General features: G+C 34.0%; 29 protein-coding genes and 1 pseudogene. 24 read left to right on the forward strand and 6 right to left on the reverse strand.

Annotated elements, in window-relative coordinates; all coding sequences use genetic code 11:
* Positions 1-8: 8 nt before the first annotated feature.
* The gene (gene fwdF / locus ACKI2W_RS00705) at positions 9-1,016 is read left to right on the forward strand and encodes a tungsten-dependent formylmethanofuran dehydrogenase subunit FwdF (protein WP_407378529.1); all 1,008 of its coding nucleotides are present in this window, start codon (positions 9-11) and stop codon (positions 1,014-1,016) included.
* 16 nt (positions 1,017-1,032) lie between these two features.
* Here the strand turns inward: fwdF and ACKI2W_RS00710 are convergent, their stop codons facing one another.
* Together ACKI2W_RS00710 and ACKI2W_RS00715 are read right to left on the reverse strand one after the other, a co-directional pair.
* Positions 1,033-1,212, reverse strand: coding sequence for a hypothetical protein (locus tag ACKI2W_RS00710; RefSeq protein ID WP_407378531.1), 180 nt, complete (start codon positions 1,210-1,212; stop codon positions 1,033-1,035).
* A complete protein-coding gene (locus ACKI2W_RS00715; protein WP_407378533.1) occupies positions 1,205-1,411 on the reverse strand; it encodes a Flp family type IVb pilin in 207 nt (68 codons plus the stop codon). Before ACKI2W_RS00715 ends, ACKI2W_RS00710 begins: the two co-directional genes overlap by 8 nt.
* Positions 1,412-1,610: 199 nt before the next feature.
* Here ACKI2W_RS00715 and ACKI2W_RS00720 point away from each other — a divergent pair, with 199 nt between their 5' ends.
* Together ACKI2W_RS00720 and ACKI2W_RS00725 are read left to right on the forward strand one after the other, a co-directional pair.
* Complete coding sequence (locus ACKI2W_RS00720) at positions 1,611-2,795, forward strand: hypothetical protein (RefSeq protein WP_407378534.1); 1,185 nt, start codon at positions 1,611-1,613, stop codon at positions 2,793-2,795.
* Positions 2,795-3,514, forward strand: a complete 720-nt coding sequence (locus ACKI2W_RS00725; RefSeq protein ID WP_407378536.1) for a metal-dependent hydrolase — start codon at positions 2,795-2,797, stop codon at positions 3,512-3,514. Before ACKI2W_RS00720 ends, ACKI2W_RS00725 begins: the two co-directional genes overlap by 1 nt.
* Here ACKI2W_RS00725 and rqcH read toward each other — a convergent pair.
* Positions 3,511-5,514: a ribosome rescue protein RqcH gene (gene rqcH / locus ACKI2W_RS00730; protein ID WP_407378538.1), complete on the reverse strand. Its 2,004-nt coding sequence runs from the start codon at positions 5,512-5,514 to the stop codon at positions 3,511-3,513. The genes ACKI2W_RS00725 and rqcH overlap by 4 nt on opposite strands.
* A gap of 91 nt (positions 5,515-5,605) precedes the next feature.
* Between rqcH and ACKI2W_RS00735 the strand changes: the two genes are divergently transcribed.
* Positions 5,606-5,875, forward strand: a complete 270-nt coding sequence (locus ACKI2W_RS00735; protein WP_407378540.1) for a hypothetical protein — start codon at positions 5,606-5,608, stop codon at positions 5,873-5,875.
* On the opposite strand, the gene ACKI2W_RS00740 is transcribed toward ACKI2W_RS00735, so the two are convergent.
* Positions 5,858-7,690: a DUF2070 family protein gene (locus tag ACKI2W_RS00740; protein ID WP_407378541.1), complete on the reverse strand. Its 1,833-nt coding sequence runs from the start codon at positions 7,688-7,690 to the stop codon at positions 5,858-5,860. The genes ACKI2W_RS00735 and ACKI2W_RS00740 overlap by 18 nt on opposite strands.
* 380 nt (positions 7,691-8,070) lie before the next feature.
* On the opposite strand from ACKI2W_RS00740, the gene ACKI2W_RS00745 reads away from it, so the two are divergent.
* From ACKI2W_RS00745 to ACKI2W_RS00755, 3 genes are all read left to right on the forward strand, one after another.
* Complete coding sequence (locus ACKI2W_RS00745) at positions 8,071-8,592, forward strand: FumA C-terminus/TtdB family hydratase beta subunit (protein ID WP_407378543.1); 522 nt, start codon at positions 8,071-8,073, stop codon at positions 8,590-8,592.
* Positions 8,593-8,669: 77 nt separating this feature from the next.
* Positions 8,670-8,999: a hypothetical protein gene (locus ACKI2W_RS00750; protein WP_407378545.1), complete on the forward strand. Its 330-nt coding sequence runs from the start codon at positions 8,670-8,672 to the stop codon at positions 8,997-8,999.
* Positions 9,000-10,154: a TIGR03576 family pyridoxal phosphate-dependent enzyme gene (locus ACKI2W_RS00755; RefSeq protein WP_407378546.1), complete on the forward strand. Its 1,155-nt coding sequence runs from the start codon at positions 9,000-9,002 to the stop codon at positions 10,152-10,154. It begins immediately after the preceding gene.
* On the opposite strand, the gene ACKI2W_RS00760 is transcribed toward ACKI2W_RS00755, so the two are convergent.
* Both ACKI2W_RS00760 and ACKI2W_RS00765 read right to left on the reverse strand, forming a co-directional pair.
* Positions 10,144-11,061 (reverse strand): biotin--[acetyl-CoA-carboxylase] ligase, encoded by a 918-nt coding sequence (locus ACKI2W_RS00760; protein ID WP_407378548.1) that lies wholly within the window; start codon positions 11,059-11,061, stop codon positions 10,144-10,146. The two genes, ACKI2W_RS00755 and ACKI2W_RS00760, sit on opposite strands and share 11 nt — an antisense overlap.
* 15 nt (positions 11,062-11,076) lie before the next feature.
* Positions 11,077-12,567, reverse strand: a complete 1,491-nt coding sequence (locus ACKI2W_RS00765; RefSeq protein WP_407378549.1) for an acetyl-CoA carboxylase biotin carboxylase subunit — start codon at positions 12,565-12,567, stop codon at positions 11,077-11,079.
* Positions 12,568-12,636: 69 nt separating this feature from the next.
* Between ACKI2W_RS00765 and ACKI2W_RS00770 the strand changes: the two genes are divergently transcribed.
* The 17 genes and pseudogenes from ACKI2W_RS00770 to ACKI2W_RS00850 all read left to right on the forward strand — a co-directional run.
* Positions 12,637-13,266 (forward strand): METTL5 family protein, encoded by a 630-nt coding sequence (locus ACKI2W_RS00770; protein ID WP_407378551.1) that lies wholly within the window; start codon positions 12,637-12,639, stop codon positions 13,264-13,266.
* A gap of 44 nt (positions 13,267-13,310) precedes the next feature.
* The gene (locus ACKI2W_RS00775) at positions 13,311-15,698 is read left to right on the forward strand and encodes a hypothetical protein (protein WP_407378553.1); all 2,388 of its coding nucleotides are present in this window, start codon (positions 13,311-13,313) and stop codon (positions 15,696-15,698) included.
* A 229-nt stretch (positions 15,699-15,927) separates the two neighbouring features.
* Positions 15,928-16,755: a putative RNA uridine N3 methyltransferase gene (locus ACKI2W_RS00780; RefSeq protein ID WP_407378554.1), complete on the forward strand. Its 828-nt coding sequence runs from the start codon at positions 15,928-15,930 to the stop codon at positions 16,753-16,755.
* 322 nt (positions 16,756-17,077) lie between these two features.
* A complete protein-coding gene (gene rpl3p, locus ACKI2W_RS00785) occupies positions 17,078-18,088 on the forward strand; it encodes a 50S ribosomal protein L3 (RefSeq protein WP_407378556.1) in 1,011 nt (336 codons plus the stop codon).
* A gap of 2 nt (positions 18,089-18,090) precedes the next feature.
* Complete coding sequence (gene rpl4p, locus ACKI2W_RS00790) at positions 18,091-18,855, forward strand: 50S ribosomal protein L4 (RefSeq protein ID WP_407378558.1); 765 nt, start codon at positions 18,091-18,093, stop codon at positions 18,853-18,855.
* Positions 18,856-18,879: 24 nt separating this feature from the next.
* Complete coding sequence (locus ACKI2W_RS00795; RefSeq protein ID WP_407378560.1) at positions 18,880-19,140, forward strand: 50S ribosomal protein L23; 261 nt, start codon at positions 18,880-18,882, stop codon at positions 19,138-19,140.
* Positions 19,141-19,152: 12 nt separating this feature from the next.
* A complete protein-coding gene (locus tag ACKI2W_RS00800) occupies positions 19,153-19,878 on the forward strand; it encodes a 50S ribosomal protein L2 (RefSeq protein ID WP_292800483.1) in 726 nt (241 codons plus the stop codon).
* A 15-nt stretch (positions 19,879-19,893) separates the two neighbouring features.
* Complete coding sequence (rpsS, locus tag ACKI2W_RS00805) at positions 19,894-20,304, forward strand: 30S ribosomal protein S19 (RefSeq protein ID WP_407378561.1); 411 nt, start codon at positions 19,894-19,896, stop codon at positions 20,302-20,304.
* 12 nt (positions 20,305-20,316) lie between these two features.
* The gene (locus ACKI2W_RS00810; protein ID WP_407378563.1) at positions 20,317-20,784 is read left to right on the forward strand and encodes a 50S ribosomal protein L22; all 468 of its coding nucleotides are present in this window, start codon (positions 20,317-20,319) and stop codon (positions 20,782-20,784) included.
* Positions 20,784-21,542, forward strand: a complete 759-nt coding sequence (locus tag ACKI2W_RS00815; RefSeq protein WP_407378565.1) for a 30S ribosomal protein S3 — start codon at positions 20,784-20,786, stop codon at positions 21,540-21,542. The genes ACKI2W_RS00810 and ACKI2W_RS00815 overlap by 1 nt, the downstream gene beginning before the upstream one ends.
* Positions 21,543-21,577: 35 nt before the next feature.
* Positions 21,578-21,784: a 50S ribosomal protein L29 gene (gene rpmC, locus ACKI2W_RS00820; RefSeq protein ID WP_149730858.1), complete on the forward strand. Its 207-nt coding sequence runs from the start codon at positions 21,578-21,580 to the stop codon at positions 21,782-21,784.
* A complete protein-coding gene (yciH, locus tag ACKI2W_RS00825; RefSeq protein ID WP_058739680.1) occupies positions 21,785-22,123 on the forward strand; it encodes a stress response translation initiation inhibitor YciH in 339 nt (112 codons plus the stop codon).
* A 79-nt stretch (positions 22,124-22,202) separates the two neighbouring features.
* On the forward strand, positions 22,203-22,478 hold the full coding sequence (locus tag ACKI2W_RS00830) for a ribonuclease P protein component 1 (protein WP_407378567.1): 276 nt from the start codon (positions 22,203-22,205) through the stop codon (positions 22,476-22,478).
* A gap of 11 nt (positions 22,479-22,489) precedes the next feature.
* Positions 22,490-22,807: a 30S ribosomal protein S17 gene (locus ACKI2W_RS00835; RefSeq protein WP_292796249.1), complete on the forward strand. Its 318-nt coding sequence runs from the start codon at positions 22,490-22,492 to the stop codon at positions 22,805-22,807.
* Between the two features lie 5 nt (positions 22,808-22,812).
* The gene (locus ACKI2W_RS00840) at positions 22,813-23,211 is read left to right on the forward strand and encodes a 50S ribosomal protein L14 (RefSeq protein ID WP_058739677.1); all 399 of its coding nucleotides are present in this window, start codon (positions 22,813-22,815) and stop codon (positions 23,209-23,211) included.
* 8 nt (positions 23,212-23,219) lie between these two features.
* A complete protein-coding gene (gene rplX, locus ACKI2W_RS00845) occupies positions 23,220-23,570 on the forward strand; it encodes a 50S ribosomal protein L24 (RefSeq protein WP_407378569.1) in 351 nt (116 codons plus the stop codon).
* A gap of 1 nt (position 23,571) precedes the next feature.
* Positions 23,572-23,780: pseudogene (locus ACKI2W_RS00850) on the forward strand (30S ribosomal protein S4e); the annotation flags it as partial.

Below are 23,780 nucleotides of genomic sequence, written 5' to 3' on the forward strand. Positions count from 1 at the left end.
GATGATATATGTTTAATGTAGAGAGAGCTGGTTCAGAGGTTCGTGAACTAAAATATGATGATGCTAAATGTTTAGGATGTGGAATTTGTAGTGAAGTTTGTCCTACATCTTCTTTAAGATTAGGTCCGACAGTTCCTATAGCACGTGGATTAATTGAAATGGACTTATTGTCCGTCAATGCTAAATCATGTGTATTGTGTGGATTATGTTCTGTAGCTTGTCCGTTTGATGCTTTGTCATTAACAATTGATGGTGCTGAAATTAAAGATATGGATAATTATCCTACTTGGGAAGTCGAATCTGAAGTTTGTGAAGATGATTGTGTTTATTGTGGAAGATGCTCTATTGCTTGTCCTAGGGATGCAATCTTATTTAAAAGAGAACTTCCTAAAAGAGAAGAGTTAGTTAGAGGAGAAATTAGTATAGATGATGAAAAATGTATCTATTGCAGTTTCTGTGCGGATTTATGTCCTCCAGGAGCTATAACTGTTAGCAATACTCCTACATCCAGCGTTGATTTGCTGAACAATACTATTGAAGTTGATACATCCAAATGTGTATATTGCGGAATCTGTAAAAGAGTATGTCCTCAAGATGCAATTATCGAAATCTGTTCAACATGTATGTTGCAAGATCAAATTGTTGTTCCTGAAGTTACCGGAACCACTTCCATCGTTAAAGATGAGTGTGTAAATTGCTCTTGGTGTGCTGAAATTTGTCCTGTTGACGCAATTAACATTACTAAACCATTTGAAGGTAAGTTAGAAGTAGTTGAAACTGAAGAAAGCATTTGTAAAGGCGAATCATGTCATGCATGTCAGGATGTATGTCCATGTAATGCAGTGGAAATTGTTGACGGCAAGGCTGTTACCAATTTAACATTCTGTAATTTATGTGGCGCATGTATAAGTGCATGTCCTCAGCATATTAGACAATTAACTAGAACTTCCATGAACTTAACAAATATTAATTCTGAATCATGGAATGAATGTTTAAACAAAATTTTAGATGAATAAGGAGAGTTTACTCCCCTTATATCTTATTTATTAAAAAATCTCTTTCTTGTGTTATTAATTCTTTAAAGGAATTGTTTGTAGTATTTGTAATGTTTGTAATGTAACTTGCAACAAACAGTACGATGGCCAATAATCCTCCCAGAATCAAGATTATTTCCGCACTACTTTGTCCTTTGTTGTCTATTTTTCTATACATGTGTTCTATTATGCAATATTGTATTTCTCACGTCGATTATGTCGTCTTTTGCTTTCAGGCTTCTGTCACTTGTCTCCATATATGATCGGTATATTGTCAGAGCCAAAAGCGCAATTACAATTACTCCACCAAAAAGCAATATGTATTCTGCAGCTCCCTGGCCGGATTCGTCATTGATAAATTTGTTAATTGAGTTCATTTTTAGTCACCATATTATTGTAGTATTTTGAATGATATTAATATTACTTAAAATTAAAAAAGTATTACATTTATATATTATGTTTTTTTCAAGGCAATTTTACACAGTCATTATGTTTTTTTAACCATTAGGTTTATAAATGGTGTTACAAATAAATAATAGTATTAGAGTGAATATTAATTGATGAAGGGTGAACAAATTGGGAAATACATTGAAATTTGTATCAGGAATTATTTTATTTGTAATTGGTGTGGTTATATCATATGAAGTGATGATTTATAACCTTATAGATATTTTATTAATGGTCGGTTTTTTAATAGCAATAGTTGGTATAATATTGATTATTAGCTATTTTGTAGATGCTAATGCTGAGAAAACAAGCGGTCTTATTAAAGATTTCTTGAATTCTGCAGACATCGATACATCATCTATTAATCTTCCAAAAAGAAGTTTTGGTTCCAGAAATGATTTTGATAGAAATGGTCCTTTGATAATGAGGCCGGAACATGATGATTATGATTATGGTGAAAACATAGATGATAGTGGATTATGGGAATATTATGAGTCTGAGCCAAGTGCTGCTCAATCCCCAAGAGAATTTTTCGCTGTCCCTGATATCGATGAATCCAAAGCAGTATTGCGTGTTGTAAATAGGGAAGAAAAAGAATTGGATTTGGATAATGAATTAGATTTCACCCCTACTTATGAAAAACCAATTAAAGTTACTAGAAAACCTAAAAAACGTATAAATCAAATTCCAAGAGAAATTCCTCAAGTGGAAGTTGCTCAGGATAAGACTGAAGAAATTAAAAAAGCTTTATCTCAAGATCTTGAACCTGAAATTCCTTTAACTTCAACTCCACAAGCTCGGGACATTGAAATTGATATTAACAATCCTGAAAGATTGCCTGTCCCATCTTCTCTTAGAGGAAATGTATTATTGGGCAACCAGTTAATTACTTCAAATGACGCATTTGAACAGTTGGCCGTTGGAGTCAATAAGGAAATAATGTTGGAAATTCCTTCTTTAAATACATTATCTGACAGGTTCTTATCACATGTGCCTACAATATACTCAAGAGTAATCATTGATGAATTTGATTTATCAGATATTTCATATACTGTATTGATTGCTTCTCTTTTAAAACAGGGAGTTCATATTAAGACTGTCCCAAAAGTACATACTGTTAATTTAATTACAGATGATTCACATGCAATGATTATGTCTGATGGTTATACTGTCGGAAATTCAGAATATGGTGCAATTTATGATGATAGAACTTCTATTTCAAATATCCGTGCCGATTTTGAAAAAACTTGGAATATAGCATCAAATCTCGATGAAAATGTAATTTTAAATAGTATTGCTGGGGGAGCTGCTTAATGGAAATCAGATGGTTAGGCCATTCAGCTTTTGAAATAGTCACTGATGACAATGTTCATATATTGATTGATCCGTTCATAAGCAATAATCCTGCCTGTCCTGTTCCTGTTGAAGAGTTAAATCCTGATATTATTTTAGTCACTCACGGACACTCTGATCATCTTGGCGATGCTTTGGATATTTCAAATTCAACCAATGCTCCTATTGCTGCAATACATGAAGTATCATTATTCTTATCAAAACAGGGTATTGACACTATTGGTGTAAACATTGGCGGTTCTTTCATTTTCAGAGGCATTAAATTCACTATGCTTGATGCCAAACACTCTTCTGATATTGATATGGTTGAAGAAACCGTACCTGGCGGTGTTGCAGCCAGTTTCCTAATAACCTTTGAAGATGGAACTTCAATATTCCATGCAGGAGATACTGGCTTATTTGGTGATATGAAAACCATTATTGGTGATATTTACAAACCTGATATTGCAATGGTTCCTATTGGTGATAAATTCACTATGGGTCCTTTTGAAGCGGCTCTTGCAAGCATGTGGCTGAACCCTAAAGTCACAATTCCTATGCATTACAATACATTCCCAGCCATTGAGCAGGATCCGACTATTTTTGCAAATTTCGTAATGCAGTTCAATCCAAAAATAGAAACAGTGGTTTTAAATCCTAATGAATACTTTGAATATAATCCTGAAAACTATCAGGATTAATTCATTTCATATTTTCTTTGATGATATTCTTCATCGATATCGCATTTTCCTGAAGGCAGGACACGTATGATATCATCCAATGTAATCAAATCCTCTTCATTTATTTTATGAAGAATCTTTTTAGCTATCGCTTCTTTTTTCGTATATCCCGGTTTGAGAACAACAAAATTTTCACAGTGTGCTTCAAGCGCTTCGACAGGTCCTGCCATTATACGCTTTCCTTCATAGTCCACAATTCCAATAGCTATTTTTACCCGTGCACTTCTTATGTAATTGCGGTTTCCTCTAATTACAAATGACCCTTTGGGTAAAAATTCCCCTGGTTCGGGTGTTTTTGATACTTGGTCCGGGTGGACCCAAAATACGTCCTGTGTTGTGAAACCTTTCGACCAAGCAGATGAAAATGATGCTGCAAACTCCCCGGATTCTTTAATGATTGTGTCATTTAATGACTTGTCACCTAATTTTATGACTGTTGATGTCGCACCATGTATATCTGCATGTAAATAAATATCATTATTATCCAAATATTTCTTTACAAGCGCTTCATTGGTACCTGCATCACGACCTCCGATAACCAGAGTGTTGTCTGAGGTAATAAACCATCTTAGTTTTTCGTACCATTTCAGATTCTTTTTCTCTCTTTTTTTAGGAATTGAAATGTTTTCCATGGCCAGTTCCTTTTTAGCTTTGATATCTTCAAGTTGTCTTTTGGTATTTTCAATAGCTATTAAAGCACCTTTTGTTTTCTTTTTAGCTTTTTTGGATTTTTCATAATAGTTTTCAGCATTCTCTGGTATTGATAGCTTAGGGTCTATAGTTATTGTTTCTTCATCTATTTTTAATGTTAAAACGCCCATTTTATCAATGGATTCAAATATTTGGGCTTCAGTCATTCCGTCATTTTTAGCATTTTTTAGGATTTTGCCAATTTCTTTGAAAGAATAATCTTTTCCTATAGCTGAGTTAACAACATTTACTATGTTTTCGATAGTGGTGTAATTAGAATAAATTATTTCTCCTTTATGTTGACTGGATTCAATAGTTTTATTAAAATTATCAAGTGTCTCTTCTTGCAAACGCAATCTTTTTTCGAACTTGTTTACTTTCTTATTCCATGCTTTTTCCTTAATGTTTTTTATGTCAGTATTGACCTTCTTGGAATAGAATTCATCACATGCTTCGTTGAAGTTTTCAAAGACTTCCTTTTCAAAATCTTCATATTTTACCAAATCCAGAGGAACAACATCCTCTTTTCTATCATTTTTAACGATTTGAGGTTTATACTCTTCATTTTTCAAATAATCAAAAAGTCCTTTCAATGATTTGTATAATGCAGATAGTTGTTCATCATCAAGTTCACTGTTCGGAGTATTTTTATCGATTTCTATGTATTCATTAGCTCTTTCAATGATTTCTTCAGCATATAAGCTTCCAAAACCATTTATAGCAAGAGTCCTTACAACGTCACTGTCGTTTTGAATGAACACTTCTTTAAATTCTTCTTCACTGACCGTTATTGGATTAATGCCTCTTTCTTCAGGAAAGATATATTCCTTTTTGGAGCTTATGTCTCTTGTTGACCAGTGTTTTCTCTTAAGGGGCAAAATGATGTTGTTGTCTTCATCAAGAAGAATTATGTTTCCTTTATCGAACAGTTCAACAACAATCGTGTAATAATTGTCCTTTTTGACTTTTATTTCAACAACCCTGTCAAAATTGTGCTGTGTAACACTTACAACATGAGCTCCTTTGACTCTTTTTCTTAAGAGCATTGGAAATGTAGGGGGATTTGTCGGGTTTTCGAGAGGATATTTGCTTGTATGTATTCTTGAACCGCACTGCATCACCAGATCAACCCTTCCCGTTCCCGCAACATGAAATCTCATAACAACAATATCTTTAGTTGGCTGGAATGATTTGTCAACTCTAGCTCCGGTTAATAAGTTATTAAGTTCATCACTAATTGTAAAAATGTCCACATTAGACATTGCTTTCATTTTAAAACACCTTTAATTTTCAATACTTTAATATACTATTAATTATTAAATTATATTTATTCTATTTAATTTATTTTATGGAGGAAATACCTTGGACGATACAATAAAACTTACATCCATCAATGTTGTTTTAGGGCTCATTGCCGGAGTTCTATCCGGAATATTCTCTATCGGGTATTTGGGTTTTACAAACGATATGATTGGTTTATTAATAGGCGTTATTTTTATTTATGCTACTTTGAAAGTTGCCGATAACATTGTTGAAGGTGAAATAGACAGATCTCAGAAAATATGGGATTGCGTATTGCCTTTCTTTTTCGTATGGATTATTGTGTGGATTTTATTAGCCAATTATTTGTAGATTTCCATAAAATATCCATATAAACACTATAAATAATGCTGTAATTAATAAAACTGGAGCTATTATCTTACTTACCGCTACAATGGAGCTTATTGTTGATATGAGTTCCGTTGAATTTTTAGGGCCGAAAGTATTGAGATTTTTAATTTTTTTAGTTCCAGTTCCAACTTCAACTTCTTCCAAATCATCAATCGCTTCTTTTATACTTTTTATTACATATTCTATGATTTCAGGCCTTTTTTCTATTCCTACAGGATTGTATCCTCTTGATAATGTATTGACTGTGTGGGTATCAGTGGTCATCACTTCAATCTCATCTATGTCCAGATCTTTTACTGCATCCATGATTTCCTGTCTAAAACCTATTTCCATATTGTTTGAGTCAAACAACACATATGCAGTTCTCTGATTGTCAACTTCGATAATCATTGTCTTCAAACCGCTTTCGCCGATTCCCTCATGTTTGTCAAGGGTTTCCATTCTGTCTTCACAGCATCCCACTTTAATGGATGAGTATTTTGTCTCATCGGTTTTGATTTCATTGATAACATCAATAAGGTCAAAGACTTCAGGATTTCCTGGAAGCACTTCTCCGCTTTCGGGAGTAAATGAGTTATGGCAATCTACAATGACGGAATCCTTAACTTTGCAGTTGCTGATACTTTGTGTCATCATGGTAAGGCCGACACCAAATTCGATGTCATCGCTTCCGTTAGGGGCGAAAGTTGATAATATCACCATTCCCTTATTGAAGAATTGCACTCCGATATTTGCTGCATTCATTGAATATCTTTTGAATTTAGTTGCATATTTTGAATATTCTACTTTTTTCAATCCTTCTTTAACGCTCGCTTCAATCTTATCTATTTCTGAAACGGATATTGGATTGAAATCATGTGTGGAGGGACCATGTGCCACCATTGTGAAATGGTCGAATTTGCTTGCCAGTATTGTAGGCATATTTGATCCTCCGATATTTCCCAATGGTCCCGGATGTACGGATGGGGATATGAACAGTGATTTAATGCCATTTTTTCCTTTAAAACTAATGAATGTAACTACAGTATCTATAGCTTCACCCATATTTTCAAAAGTGGATTCCAAAAGGTCAGAACCTTCGTTCATATGCATAATGAACAGGCTCAGTAAATCCAGCATTCCGATGCCCAGATTCTTTTTCAATGGTGAAGCGGCTATTGTAATGAATGAATAGATTGCTAATATGAATATCAGGCATGCAATAACGGTCTTGATAGTAACATTAATTATCAGTGGTGTTGAGAACAGTGAAGCGTCACTTCCCAGGAATAATATTAAAATAAGCAATGCTAAAATCAAAATCGGCTGAATTAATCCTATTATGGCTGATTTGGAAAATCCGATCTGGGTGGTACTCCATAAGACTAATGTATTAAATCCATAAACGAGCACGCAGCCAAACAATAAAGAATTAATAAATAAATCAATATTGAATAAAGCAGATATTATTCCTCCAATAATTAAAATAAATGCTATAAAAATCATAGATAATAATGACAAGAACATGGAGTGCTTTATTTTCAGGTTTATCCCATGCAGAATCTTAACTCCGTATTGATTAAGACTTCCGCTTAATATTGAACTAACACCCAAAACCATGAAGCTGGATATTCCTTCAAGAAGTATATTATTGGTAAGGCTGTATTTTGGAGCTATTAAACAGTAAATTACTCCTGTTAAAAAACTCATAATACAAATTCCAGTTATTGATTTTCTAGTTACGGGAAGTGTCGTTATATATTTTGACAAACCTGCAACACTACTCATACTCGACATGATAATTTATCCTACACTTTTTAATGTTAATATAAAATTTGGTCTTAACAAATATATTAAACTTATCAAAATGAAAATCACTAAATCAAGAAATCATATATTTCTAGTATAAACTTGGTTATACAATATATTAAAGTTAATCATTCTCATTTTTTGGTTAGATTAAGAATTTTCTCTATTGAATTTGAAAAGTCCTGTGAAAGTTCAGTATTAATAAAAGATTATTCTTATTAAAAAATAACACCCTACCAATAATAATGCAATCACGATATAGGAACAAAATTTTCTCAAGAATCAGGTATTCCATACTTGGTATGTTATCAATATTTTAAATAATATTAATTCTAAATATTTTTATTAGTACTTATAAAGGTGTATAAATGGAGAAAAAAATTAATGTACCTATTACTGATGAAAATTTGGCTGATTTAAAAGCAGGTGATGTTATCAGTTTAACCGGTAACATATTGACTGCAAGAGATCAGGCCCATAAACGAATACTTGAACAGGGCGCTCCCAGAAATATTGAAGGGGCAGCAATATTCCATGCAGGACCTATTATAACCCAAGAGGGTGATGATTACAAAATGGTTGCCATTGGTCCTACAACTTCAATGCGCATGAACCCGTATCAGAGTGACGTTATTGCAATGGGTCCGAAAATTGTCATAGGAAAAGGCGGTATGGATGACAGTGTTCGTGAAGCTTTGATTGAACATGAAGCTGTTTATGTGGTTGCTACTGGCGGATGTGCTGCATTATATGTTGATGCGGTTGAAGAGATTGAAAGCGTTGACTGGCTGGATTTAGGAATGCCTGAAGCTATCTGGAATCTTAAAGTCAAAGATTTCGGGCCATTGATTGTGGCAATGGACAGTCATGGCAATAGCTTGTATGACTAATCAATATCATTTATATAATATAATTTTAAAAATATGTATAAGTTACATAAAAGTAATTTTTTTAAGGAGTTTTAGATATGTCTGATATTAATGAATTAGCTGAGAAAAGATTGAAATCAAGAATTCGTAAAATTAAAAAATGCAATAAAAGTGATGAAGAAAAAGAAAAGTTCTTTAGTCAATTAGGAACCTCTTTTGAAATATTTTTCCCACCAACCAAAAAAAGCGATACTGTCAGTGACAGTTTAATGATTTGGGTTACTCCTGACGGTAAAATCCTTGATGCGGAATATTCATATGAGGAACCTGAGGAAGAACAATATGCTTCAATTCCATTAACAGAAAAAGATTTAAAACCTTTCCTTGAAGCTTTAGCTGATTTCAAATTAGAATTGGATGATGCTTAGATGATAGTCAACAATTCCTTAGATGAAGTTAAAAAAAGGGAAAACGCTTTATCCATAATCAAAGATTGGGTTTCGAATAAATCCCGTAACTCTTTATATGATTTGACAGGTTTGTCTGGAGGATTTATAGCATCTCCTTCGGAGATTAACCTTTTAGAGACATATGTCGGTCCAGCTATTTTTGAAGAGGAACTTCAGAAGGTTGGAATTGAACATATGGGTGGTGAAAAAGTTTTACCTTTAAATAGGACTTCTTCAGGAATACTTGCAACTATTTTAACGCTTGTGAGTGAAAACACTAATGTTGTTCATTATTTGGCTCAATTGCCGGCACACCCATCCATCCCTAGAAGCTGTGCATTAGTCAATGCCAATTATAGTGAAACAGATAATTTTGATGAATTTTCTATACCTGATAACACATCTCTTGTCGTTATTACCGGTTCGACCATGGATCATAAGGTAATAGATTTGGATAACTTTAAAAAAGTCATAGAAATGGCTCATGAAAAGGATATTCCTGTAATGGTTGATGATGCCTCTGGAGCAAGACTTAGAACAGTTGTATTCAATCAGCCAAAAGCCTGCGATTTGGGTGCGGATATTGCCATTACCAGCACTGACAAGTTAATGCCCGGCCCACGGGGAGGATTAATGGCAGGCCGTAGGGAGTTAATAGATGAAATTAAAGTCAAAGTCAATCAGTTTGGTCTTGAAGCCCAGCCTCCCGCAGTTCTTGCAATGTTAAACGGTATAAAGAATTTCGATGGCGAAAATTTAATTAGAAGTTTTTCAAGAAAGGAGGAACTTTTAAATTTATTGAATGAGAATTTCAATAATTTCAGGGCAACTCCGACGGGCGTAATGATTACTCCAAAAGATTTGGCTGATGAAATTACAGTAAACCATGATCTGTCTGATAAAGATGTTGCTTTTGTATTCTCTTTTATATTGTTAAGGGAACATGGAATTATTACAATACCTGCAGTTTCCATGCCCGGAGCATCCGCTACAATAAGATTTGATTTGTCAACTGGTGATGCTTTTAATTTGGATTTAAATGATTTAAATAAAAAAATAGTATCTTCATTTAATAACTTGGAAAAATTGGTTATTAATGAAGATAAATGTAGGGAGATTGTATTTAATTTTTAATTATACATTCTCCGGAAATTACTTTTTCTAGGGTTCCATCAATTTTTTCAACAACAAGAGCGCCTTCACGGCTGATTCCTAAAACATATCCGTCATAGGATTTATTGAAAGGTTCTCTTACTTCTACGATTTTTCCAATGGAATATGAATATTTTCTCCATTCTTTAAGTATCTGTTCAAATCCTCCATCATTAAACAATATGAAGATTTTTTCAAATTCTTCAAGGAAAAGTCTGATTATCTCGTTTTCATCTACTCTATGACCTAATTCAGTATCTAATGTAGTAGTTCCTTCCTGCAATTCTTTTGAAAGAATATCCACATCAAAATTAGCATCTATTCCAACACCAATAATGATATTTTCAATAGTGTTGAATTTGGTAATTGCTTCGGTTAAAATGCCTGAAACCTTTTTACCGTTAATCATTATGTCATTAGGCCATTTGATTTCAGCATTAGTTATTCCTACTTTTTCGAGAGCTTTTACAACTGCCACACCTGTAGCCAGGGTAATCATAGGCAGTTTGGAATGGTCAACCTGTGATTTGAGTATGATTGATAACCATATTCCTCCTAAAGGTGATTCCCAGGATTTGCCTAGCCTTCCTTTTGCATTGCTTTGCTTTTCTGAAAGAATGACACATCCGTTTTCAGCATGATTTGCGGATAGGAATTTTGCCACCGTGTTGGTAGACATAACCTCTTTGAAGATATACAGCTCTTTTCCAATCTGTTCGGTATTCAAGTCTTTAACGATTTCTTCTCTTTTGATATATTCAGTTGGCTGCTGACCAAGATCCTTAATCATTTCAGCAAAATCGTTAATTTCCACGTCACGAAGTTCATCGATAGTTTTTTCAGAAAACTTTTCCTCTTTTTTTAATAGATTAATTATTTCATTTCGCATTTTAATCCCATTAAATTATTTTTTAGCTCTATGACTCATCACTTGATTTTGGTAAGATCCGACAGCGGCGGAAATTGCGGCTATTTTCTTACCTGGCATGAATGTTGACTTAAGTTTATTGACTTTCTCCAAATCTTCAGCAATAACATTGTTCATTTCGCTTTCAATACCTTTTTTGTAGGTATCGATAAAGTGAGTATTCAAATCTCCACTAATGAAGTTAGGATTTCTCAAAATAGCTTTATGGAATGGAATTGTTGTTTTTACACCCAATATGATGTATTCGCTCAATGCCCTTTTCATTCTGTTTATGGCATCCTCTCTGTTTCTTCCATATGTAATCAATTTGGAAATCATGGAATCATAAAATGTTGGAATGGTATAATTCATGTAGACTCCACTGTCTAGACGTACACCTGGTCCTCCAGGAGACCTGTATCCGGTAATTTTACCGGGATTTGGTGAAAAGTCATTAAGTGGGTCTTCTGCATTGATACGACATTCGATTGCATGTCCGGTTACTTTAATGTCATCCTGTGAATAGCTTAACTCTTCACCGGCTGCAATTTTTATCTGCTCTTTGATTAAGTCAGTATTGGTTACAAGTTCCGTAATCGGATGCTCTACCTGAATACGTGTGTTCATTTCAAGGAAATAATAGTTTCCGTTATCATACAGGAATTCTACTGTACCGGCACTTGTATAACCGATATATTCTGCAGCTTTAACGGCGCTTCCACCCATTTCAGCTCTCAATTCTTCAGTCATGATTGGGGAAGGTGCTTCTTCAAGTAATTTCTGATGTCTTCTTTGGATGGAACATTCCCTGTCTGCCACATGAATTACATTTCCATGCTCATCAGCTAAAAGCTGGAATTCAATGTGTCTTGGTTTTTCAAGGTATTTTTCAATAAATACTGTTGAATCACCGAAGTTTGTCGCAGCAACTGACTGTGTGGATTCTATTGCACGCACAAGTTCCTCTTCTTCATAAACTGCACGCATACCGATACCTCCACCACCTGCGGAAGCTTTGACAATAACGGGGTATCCGATTTGTCTTGCAATTTCTTTTGCTTCTTCGATATCGCTTACTCCTTCAGGAGTTCCTTCAATAACCGGCACACCTGCTTTTTTCATCAAAGCTTTTGATGTGATTTTATCTCCCATTTCATGGATAACCTTTCCGCTTGGTCCAATAAGCTTAATTCCGTTCTTTTCACATTCTTCTCCAAATTTAGGATTTTCTGCTAGGAATCCGTATCCCGGATGGATTGCATCAGCTCCAGATTCAAGCGCAATATTGATTATTTTTTCAATATTCAAATATGATTTTGCAGGAGAAGGATTACCTAAAGGATAACTTTCATCCGCATAATTTGTATATAGTGATGTTTTATCTGCATCAGAGTATACTGCTACACTTTCTATGTCGAGTTCACGGCAAGCTCGCATAACTCTAATAGCTATTTCACCCCTATTTGCAATTAATATTTTTTCAAACATTTGAAACCTCAAAGTAATTTTTAGTATATTATAATTATATTTACTATAAATAATATATTTGTTGATTAGATGAAAAAAATTACACGAAAAAAACATTTGGAAATGAAAATTCAATCGATTCTCCCACATCCAAAACCAAAAGTTGAGCTTGAACAGTATTCCACTCCTTCAATTATTGCTTCTGATTTATTGTGGAATGCATTGTCCTTGGGAGATATTGAAGATAAAAATATCCTTGATTTGGGCTGCGGAAGCGGAATATTTGCAATCGGGTCTGCTTTGCTTGGCGCAAAATCAGCAATAGGCATTGACATTGATGAGGATTCCATAAATCTGGCTTTAGAAAATGCCAGTAATATGAAAGCTGAAAATATTGACTTCATTTCAGAGGATGTTTTGGGTCTTGAAAATAACTTTGATGCAGACACAATATTTCAAAACCCTCCTTTCGGTTCTCAAAAAAAGGCCGATAAAGGTATGGATTTGAAATTTGTCAAAAAAGCCCATGACTTGTCGCCCGATGTGTTATATTCATTTCACATGGCTTCAACAGAGGATTTCCTAATTAATTATTTCGATGAGCTTTCCTTTGAAATTACTCATATTTTCAGATACAGCTTCCCTATTCCAAAGATTTATGATTTCCATACAAAGGAATCTCGTGATGTAAACGTGATTGTCATAAGGTCAACCCTTTAAATATATTAACACCGTTGTGCAAAGTATTAACGAAGGGGATTTATATGAAACGTTATTTGGTTTTACTATTATTATTTTTTTTATTAATTCCTTTTGTTTCTGCTGAGGATAACCTGTCTTCTAATGATTTTAATACTTATTACGTAAGTGCTGATGGTGCTGTTGATGGTGATGGTTCTATCGATAATCCATTTGGTGATATTCGTACAGCTATAAACAGGTCTTATTCAAATGATGTTATCTATATTAAGGAAGGAACATATTCTGGAGTTAATAATACTAATTTGGCGGTTCCTTTTTCAAATTTAACAATCAGGGCTGTTGAAGGAGAAAAAGTTATAATTGATGGAAATAAAACGAGCATATTTGCTATTGATCAGGATTATTTTGACATTTCAGGGATTACTTTCATAAATGCCTATTCAGTGGAGGGGTCCTGTTTTAACATTTGGTCAAGGTATGTGACCATTTCAGACTGTGATTTCATTGGCGATTCGTCTCAGCTATATGGCGGAGCGATATATCTGAAGAATAATTTTCTGACTGTGAAAAATTCCAATTTTATTAATTGTTCCTCTTTCATTGGGGGAGCTATGCACATTGAAGGGGCTCAAAATAAATTATATAACTGTAACTTTATTAATTGTACTGCTTTAGATGCAGGAGCAATAAACTGGCATAGGAAAAGCAGTTATTTGTTTAATTCCACATTCATCAATTGCCATGTTTCAGGTAATGGCGGAGCAATGTGTGTTAATGAAAATACTGTTGTCTTTGACAATATAACTGCAGTAAACTGTTCTGCCGGCAAAAGTGGAGCAGTCATTTATGGGCCTGAATTCAGAGGTACTGTTTCCAATTCAAGATTTATAAATAATTCTGCAGACGAAGGATCCGTTTTTCAGGTGTTTTTTGATTCCAATGTGAATCTGATAAATTCCAGTTTGATAAACAACAGGGCTTCATCATCAGGTATTTCATTTAACATTTCAGTAAACGGTTCTGATGTTGAAATCATTTCAACATTCAATGCTAAAAACTTGCTGATTAATGCATTCAACAGATTCACTGAATCCCAAATCTTTTTCTCAAATGTTACCTATTGGGGAATTGATGGTGTTATGAATACTGGTGATTTTGATAACTTCGTCAAAGGTGCTGAAAATAGTCAGAATGGCCAGCTTATCTATTCCGATCATCGCCAGGCTAATCAATTGATTGTTATGGAAGTCTATGATTCAAAGGGCAATCTGATTGAAAATATCTCTCAGACCACTGACATCTTGGGAAGCGTTTCCTTAAAACTCAGCAGTTTAAGCAATGGAACTTATAATGTAAAGGCATATCATCCTGAAAATGAATATTATACATATATTTTATCCAGCCAGAATTTTGAGATATCAAAAGAAAATATTAAGCTTGAAAGTAAAGATTTGGATATGTATTATAAGGATGGTTCAAAATTCACTGTTAATTTAACAGACAATACCCGCCCTATAGTCAATGCTTCAGTTAAAATCTGTTTAAATGGTGTTAATTATTCACGTAAAACAAATGACGACGGTTTGGCATCACTGACTATTAATCTGGATAGCGGTGAATATGAAATAAGTGCATTCTATGTTGATGAAAATAATCAAACATATGCTACTGATGCGGTCATATTTGTAAAATCAACGGTTGATGCATCAAATTTAACTAAGATATATAAGAATGATTCTCAGTTCTATGCAATATTCACTGACTTTACGGGACATCATCTGGCAAACACTACTGTAACCTTCAACATTAATGGAGTGTTCTATAATCGCACAACCAATTCTGTAGGTGTTGCTAAATTGAACATCAATCTAAATCAGGGATCTTATATAATTACTTCCTTAAACACTTTAACTGGTGAGAGAATTTCTAATTTAATAACTGTAATCCCATCTATCATGGAAAATAATGACCTTGTTAAATATTATAGAAATGCAAGCCAATACGTTATCAGTATCGTTGACGGACAGGGAAATGCGGTTTCAGGTGAGAACGTGACGTTCAATATTAATGGAGTGTTTTATAATAGGATATCCAATGCTACAGGTCATGTTAAACTTAATATTAACTTGCAGCCGGGAAATTATACAATAACCGCCAACTATAATGGATGTCTGGTTTCAAATAAAATCACGGTTCTCCCAGTATTGTTTGCTGAGGATTTGGTTAAAAATTATGGCAGTCCTGATCAGTTTGTTGCAAAGCTTATTGACGGTGTTGGAAAACCTTGTTCCGGACAGAACATTACATTTAACATTAACGGTGTCTTTTATAACCGATTAACCGGCAGTGACGGTTTTGCCAAATTGAATATTAACCTGCCTTCCGGGGAATATATAATTACTTCGGTTTATGACCAATTGGCCATTGGAAATAGAGTTACTGTTATTTAATTTTTTTAAAAAACTCTATTTTTTCTTTTTTTTATCCTAAAAATGCATACCTTTATATAGTAGATACATAATATATAATATTAATATATTCTCTGAGTATAAAAAAGTTGGTAGCATAAAAAGAGCTACGGGTATTATAGTTGATATAATACTTAAAATGTGTAAATCTATTTTAGTGAAGTTAAATGTAGGGTAATCTTTATATAGTTTACATAATATATTATGTATGATGTATAAAGACGAGCTATCTATATTTATTCCAAATTCATTTCTTTCTGAGTCTAAAGATCTCAAGGTCCGTACTTATAAAGTAGGGATTTTAGGTAGAGCTTTAGCCGTGTTTCAAGCAGATAATGTGGTTATTTATAATGATGACCATATGAAAAATGAAGATGGAGAAAGTGACGGAGCCTTTATGGCTGAGGTTTTAAGTTTTATGGACACACCTCAATATTTGAGGAAACAAGCTTTTCCAATAAAAAAGGAACTTAAGCATGTAGGTATTCTCCCGCCGCTAAGAACTCCACATCATCCTTTGAATAGTCAACCTGACGTCGGTGATTATAGACAAGGTTTCACTGTTAAAAGAAACAATAAAGGAACTTTTGTTGATATAGGTATGGATAAACTTGCATTCTGCAAAGAGCAACTTTCAGTTAAACAAATCTTTGACTTTAAGATTGCTAAAATAGCTAAGAAAGAAGTAATAGTCACACCTGATAAACCAGATGACATTTACTGGGGATATAATGTTATGTCCTCTAATAAGAGTCTTAAAAATAGCTTAAAATTAATTAAACCGGATCTTGTAATTGAAACTACAAGATATGGAGATTATATTGATTCTATTTTTGATGAATTAAAGCATAAAGTAGAAGAATCTAGAAGTATTGCTATTTTGTTTGGTGGCCCTTATTCTTCAATTCAAGAAGATGTTTCTAATCCTAATTGGGATTTAGTTAAATTAAATACTATACCTGGTCAGGGTACTGAAACTGACAGAACTGAAGAGGCAGTTGTCGCTACGCTTTCTTTATTTAACTTTATGAGATTTTAATTCACTTTGTTTATTAGTTTTTACACTGCTAATAGATTACTTGCTCAACTTTTTATACATTGATATTTTTGGGACTCTCCAAAAATAACTTGGCGCAGAATTATTTATACATTAAATAAATTCTTTATTGTGCTTCAAATAAATTTTAGCTCATTTAGAATATATTGCAATAATATTTATCTAGTTGTAATGTTTTTTACAGCTATTTATTATTTCGACGGAATTATTTTTTGATAATTTTGTCAAAATAGCTTAGTTCAAGCTATTAAAAATTTGAATATAATTAAAATAAAGGAAAAATATATATTAAGGAGGTTAATGAATGGTAAGACATCACCAGCCAAGAAAAGGGTCTGTTGCTTACAGTCCAAGGAAAAGAGCAGCAAAAGAAACCCCTAGAGTAAAGGCTTGGCCGCAAAATGATGAACCAAAATTACTAGGCCTCGCAGGGTATAAAGTCGGTATGACTCATACATTGATTACTGATACCGATAAAAACTCTCCAACTAATGGTATGGAAGTTTTCACTCCAGTTACTGTTTTGGAAGTCCCTCCGGTCGTAGTGATGGGAATTAGAGCATATGAAAGAACTTCTCGTGGATTGAAAGTAATCACCGAAGTACTTGCAGATAATTTGGATGAAGAACTCTCTAGGAAAATTTCACTTCCTAAAGAATACAATAAATCTGAAGCTATTGCAAAAATACAAGGTGTTTTAGATCGCACAGAAGATATTAAAGTCTTAGTACACACCAATCCTAAAGTGACTAGCGTACCTAAGAAAAAACCAGACATATTTGAATGTGGTATCGGAGGCGCAAACGCTGAAGAAAAATTAAATACTGCTTTGGAATTATTAGGCAATGAAGTAAAAGCTAGTGAAATCTTTAATGAAGGTCAATTTGTTGATGCAATCGCAACTACAAAAGGAAAAGGATTCCAGGGTGTAGTTAAAAGATGGAATATTAGAATTCAATATGGTAAAGCTACTAGAAGTGGTAAAGGAAGACACGTCGGTTCAATTGGTCCTTGGACTCCAAGAAGAACTATGTGGACTGTAGCACAAGCAGGTCAAATGGGATACCATAAAAGAACTGAATTCAATAAAAGGATTTTAAAAATTGCATCTGCAGATGAAGTTGATCAAATCAACCCAGATGGTGGATTTATTAAATATGGTGTTGTTAAAAATGATTATATCTTAGTAAAAGGTTCTCTTCCAGGACCATCCAAAAGGTTAGTTATTTTAAGACAAGCTATTAGACCTAATAAGAAATCTGAGGATATACCTCAAATCAATTATATAAGTACTAAATCTAAACAAGGGGTATAATCATGAAGGCTAATGTTTATTCTATTAATGGGGAAGTAAAAGAAGAAATCGAACTTCCTGCAATTTTTGATGAAGTGTACAGACCAGATTTAATCAAAAGAGCTGTTTTATCAGCACAATCTGCTAGAGTACAACCATGGGGTAACGACCCTATGGCAGGTAAAAGAACTTCAGCTAAAGGTTGGGGTTCCGGTAGAGGTACTGCTAGAGTTCCTAGGATTAAAAATGGTTCAAGAGCAGCTTTTGTACCAATGGCTATTGGTGGTAGACAAGCTCACCCAACAAGAGCTGAGAAAAATCATCACGAAAAAATCAACATAAAAGAAAAAAGATTCGCTATTAGATCTGCTATCGCAGCAACTACCAACAAAGAACTTGTTGCTAACAGAGGTCACAAAGTTGACGATTTAGAACAAGTACCTATCATTGTTGAAGACGAAATCTGTTCTGTAAAAACTACTAAACAAACTCGTGAAATCTTCCAAAGTTTAGGAGTTTATGATGATATTATTCGTGCAAAAGAAGGTAAAAGAATTAGAGCAGGTAGAGGTAAAACAAGAGGAAGAAAATACAAAAAAGTAAAAGGACCTCTTTTAGTTGTTGGTGAAGATGATGGTATCAGCTTAGGTGCAAGAAACCACGCTGGTGTAGATGTTGTAGTTGTTGACAACTTAAACGCTGAATTATTAGCACCAGGTACTCACCCAGGAAGACTTACTATTTACACTAAATCTGCTGTAGAAAAGTTAGGAGGTTTATTCCAATAATTTGGATAAATTAAGGTGATTATTATGGATTCATACTCAATTATTATTAAACCTCATGTTACTGAAAAAACCATGAATTTAATCGACTTAAATAATGAAATTACTTTTGTCGTACGTCGTACAGCTAACAAAGGCCAAATCAAAAGAGCTTTTGAAGACTTATACGAAGAAAAAGTAGCTAGAGTTAATACTCACATTACTACTAAAGGTGAAAAAGTAGCATACATTAAACTTGTAGAAGAAGAAATGGCAGAAGAACTTGCTGTCAGAATAGGAGTATTCTAAGGAGGAATTTGAATGGGAAAACGATTAATACATCAAAGAAGAGGTAAAGGAACTCCTACTCATCGTGTTGCTTCTCATCGTTTTAAAGATAAAATTAGATACAGATCTTTCGATGCATTAGAAAAAGAAGGTAGTATTAAAGGTAAAGTCATTGACATTGTCCATGACCCAGCAAGAACCGCTCCTATCGCAGAAGTAAAATTCGAAAACGGAGAAAAGAAATTTATCTTAGCACCTGAAAGCATTCAAGTGGATGATGAAATTGAATGTGGTATTTCCGCACCTATCAAATTTGGTAACACATTACCACTCGCTGAAATCCCTGAAGGTACTCCAATTTACGATATTGAAAATACTCCTGGAGACGGTGGTCGTTTCGTAAGATCTTCTGGAACTTATGCTTCTTTAATTACTCACGATGCTAATCAAACTGTTGTTGAATTACCATCAGGTGAATTAAAATATTTAAACCCTAATTGTCGTGCAAGTATCGGTGTTGTAGCTGGTGGAGGTAGAAAAGATAAACCTTATCTCAAAGCCGGTAAAAGATGGCACGCTCTTAAAGCTAAAGGTAAGAAATGTATGACTGTTAGAGGAGTAGCAATGAACGCAGTAGATCACCCTCACGGGGGAGGTAACAGACAACATCCTGGTCGTCCTACTACTATTTCAAGACATGCACCACCAGGAAGAAAAGTTGGTTCAATTGCAGCTAGAAGAACTGGATTAAAAAGATAGATAGAGGGTGTTCCATTGGCAAGAAAAGTATTTAAATATAAAGGTTATACTCTTGAAGAATTACAAGAAATGTCTTTAGAGGAAGTAATGAAATTATATCCTGCAAGACAAAGAAGATCTTTAAAAAGAGGATTCTTACCAAGACAACAAAAAGTTTTGGATAAAATGAGAAAGTTGAATAAAGAAGGAACTAAAGATGGTCGTCCTGTCGTTGTAAGGACCCATTGTAGAGATATGATTGTTATACCTGAAATGGTTGGAACCACTTTCGGTATTTACGATGGTCGTAACTTTGTTGAAGTGAAAATTACTCCAGAAATGCTCGGTCATTACTTTGGTGAATATGCACCAACCAGACAAAGAGTTCAACATGGGGACCCAGGTATGGGAGCTACAAGATCATCTATGTTTGTACCACTTAAATAAGGAGATTAGATCATGGCTAAAAATGGATATGCTTATAATAAAGATGTTGACGAAGCAAAAACTGCACGTGCTATGGCAAAATCTCTCAAGATTTCCCCTAAACACAGTGTTGAAATTTGCAACGCAATAAGAGGAATGGAAGTAGCTAAAGCTAAAACTTATTTAGAAGATGTTATTGAAATGAAAAAATCAGTTCCTTTCAAAAGACACAACAAAGGTGTCGGTCACAGAAAAGGACAAGAAGGATGGCCTAGCGGCAGATACCCTGTAAAAGCAGCAGAACAAATATTAAAAGTTTTAGAAAATGCTGAAGCTAATGCTGAATACAAAGGTATGGACACTGAAAAATTATTCATTGAACATATTTCAAGCCACAGAGGTATTGTTATCAGAGGTTACATCCCTAGAGCATTCGGTAGAATGACTCCGTTCAATACACCTACAACTCACATTCAAATAGTTTTACAGGAGGCTAACTAATGATAGAAAAAGATTTTGTCACAGAGGGCCTTAGAAGAACCAGAATTGATGAATATTTAGAAAAAGAACTTGAAAGAGCAGGATACGGTGGTATGGATGTTCAGATTACACCTTTAGGTACCATGGTCATTGTTTACGCTGAAAGACCAGGTATGGTAATTGGTAGAGGTGGAAAAAATGTCAGATCTATTACCAACACTCTTAAAAACGAATTTGGATTAGACAATCCTCAAATTGAAGTTAAAGAAGTTGCTGTTCCTGAACTCAACCCTAAAATCATGGCTTATAAAATAGCTAACATGTTACAAAGGGGTATGCACTTCAGAAGAGTTGCTTATTCCACTATTCGTAGAATTATGGGAGCTGGAGCTCAAGGTGTAGAAGTTACTATTTCTGGTAAAATCAGAGGTTCAAGATCTGCTGTTGCTAAATTTGTTGAAGGATACATTAAAAAATGTGGTGAACCTTCCATCAGATTAGTTGAAGAAGGATTTGCAACAGTTCAATTAAAACCTGGTGTATTAGGTATTTATGTAAGAATTATGCCTCCAGAAACTGTATTACCTGATTCCGTAGAAATTCTTCCTCCAAAAATGATCATCGAAGAAGATGATGGTGAAGTTATTGAAGAAGAAATCGATGTTGAAACTGAAGAAGTCATCGAAGAAGAAATCATCGAGGAAATTGAGGATTTAGAGGAATTAGAAGAAGTTGTTGAAGAAGAAGCTACTGAAGAAGTAGAAGAAGACGATAGTTAAATACTAAATTTAATTATCTTAAAAGAGTTGGAACAATGGCGATTTTAAGAAGTAAAGAAATTTGGGACATGGAAGTTGATGAGATTCAAGAAAAATTAATTGAACTCAGAGCGGAATTATCCAAAAATGTTTCTAAAAGTGCAGCTGCTGGGGTTAACGAAAACCCTGGAAAAATTAGAGAATTAAAAAGAACAATTGCTCGTGTTCTTACAATATTGAATGAAAAACAGAAGGAGAATTAAATGTCAAAAATCTGTGATGTATGTGGGCTTCCCGAAGAACTTTGTGTTTGTGAAGAAATAGCACGTGAAGTTCAAGCTGTAAAGGTTTTTACAGTTAGAAGAAGATTTGGAAAACTCATGACTATTATCGAAGGTATCGATGAACATGATATTGATATCAAAGAGCTTACTAAAACTCTTAAAGCAAAATGTGCTTGTGGAGGAACTGCTAAAAATAGCCAAATAGAGCTTCAAGGTGACCATAAAGTAAAAGTCAAAGAAGTTTTATCTGAAATGGGTTTCTCATCTGATACAATTGAAATTCGTGAATCTAAGAAAAATAATAAAAAAAGAAGATAAATCCTTCGATATATTCAATAAAATTTTATAATTTTTCTGCATGATTTATTATAAATGTTTTAGTTAAGAGATTGGGAATATGATTACTGCAAACAATTTGGTGCATCATGAATTCATTGGACTGAATGTTGACGTAAAAAGTAAAACTGTTAAATCTCTTAATTTATATGGAACGGTTATTGATGAGACAAAAAATACCTTTAAAATTGAATCTGAGGGTCAGGAAAAATTAATCCCAAAAAAAGGTTCAATTTTCACTTTCGAAATTCCGTCTGGTGAAAAGGTCGAAGTGATTGGTGATATTTTGTCTATTCGTCCTGAAGATAGAATAAAAAAAAGGTTTAAAAAAATTTAAATGGTGATAATATGGTTGGGCTTAATGTTCAAGAACCAGAAACTACATGTGATGATCCTAACTGCCCTTTCCACGGGACTTTACCTGTAAGAGGTCAAGTTCTTGAAGGCATTGTTGTAAGTAACAAAGCTGAAAGGACTATTAGTGTCGAACGTAGTTACTATAAATTCATTAGAAAATATGAAAGATACGAAAAAAGAAAATCTAAAATCAATGTTCACAAACCAGATTGTTTAGATGTGAATGTTGGTGATTCTGTAAAAGTTGCAGAATGCAGACCATTAAGTAAAACTAAACATTTTGTTTTAGTTGAGGTTAAAGGAGAGTAAATAATATGAAACCATTAACATCAAGTGTATCTAAAGCATTACCAATTGGAGCAAGACTCCAATGTGTTGATAACACTGGTGCACGTGAAATCGAAATTATTTCCGTAAAAGGATTTAAAGGGGTAAGAAGAAGATTAGACGTTGCTGGTGTTGGAGACTTAGTTGTTGCTTCTGTTAAAAAAGGAACTGCTGATATGAGGAGAGAAATCGTTAACGCAGTAGTAATTAGACAAAAAAAGGAATATAGGCGTGCTGATGGTCTTCGTGTTAAATTTGAAGATAATGCTGCTGTTATCATTACTCCTGAAGGAATATTAAAAGGATCTGAAATCAGAGGTCCTGTAGCTAAAGAAGCTGCTGACAGATGGCCTAGTGTAGGTAGTGCAGCAAATATTTTAGTATAGGTGAAAAAATGTCAAAACAACCAAGAAAACAAAGAAAAGCTCTTTATAATGCTCCTGCTCATACACGTGGTAAACATTTAAGTGCTACTTTAAGTAAAGATTTAAGGGCAGATTTAGGTAAAAGGTCTTTACCATTAAGAACAGGGGATAAAGTTAGAGTTCTCCGTGGAGATTTCAAAGGACATGAAGGAGAAGTTCTCGGAGTTGATTACGGTTCTTACAAAGTAACTATTGAAGAAGTTACCTTATCAAAACCTGACGGAACTGCAGTTTTCCTTCCAGTTGATCCATCTAACTTAATGATTATTGATGCTGATACAAAAGACGATAGAAGAATTAAAAATAGAGGAGATAATTAAAATGGCTAAAATGGGATCTAGAAAACATCTTAAAAGATACAAAGCACCTAAAACTTGGCCTATTCATCCTAAAGAAGATACCTGGACTGTAAAACCTTCCGCAGGTTCTCACGCTATTGCTGATGCAATACCATTAACTTTAGTTATCAGGGATATTTTAAAATTAGCTGATAATTCAAGAGAAGCTAAAAGGATTATTAACTCAGGTAA

The organism is Methanobrevibacter sp. (assembly GCF_045603845.1).
In the GTDB taxonomy this organism is placed as follows: domain Archaea; phylum Methanobacteriota; class Methanobacteria; order Methanobacteriales; family Methanobacteriaceae; genus Methanocatella.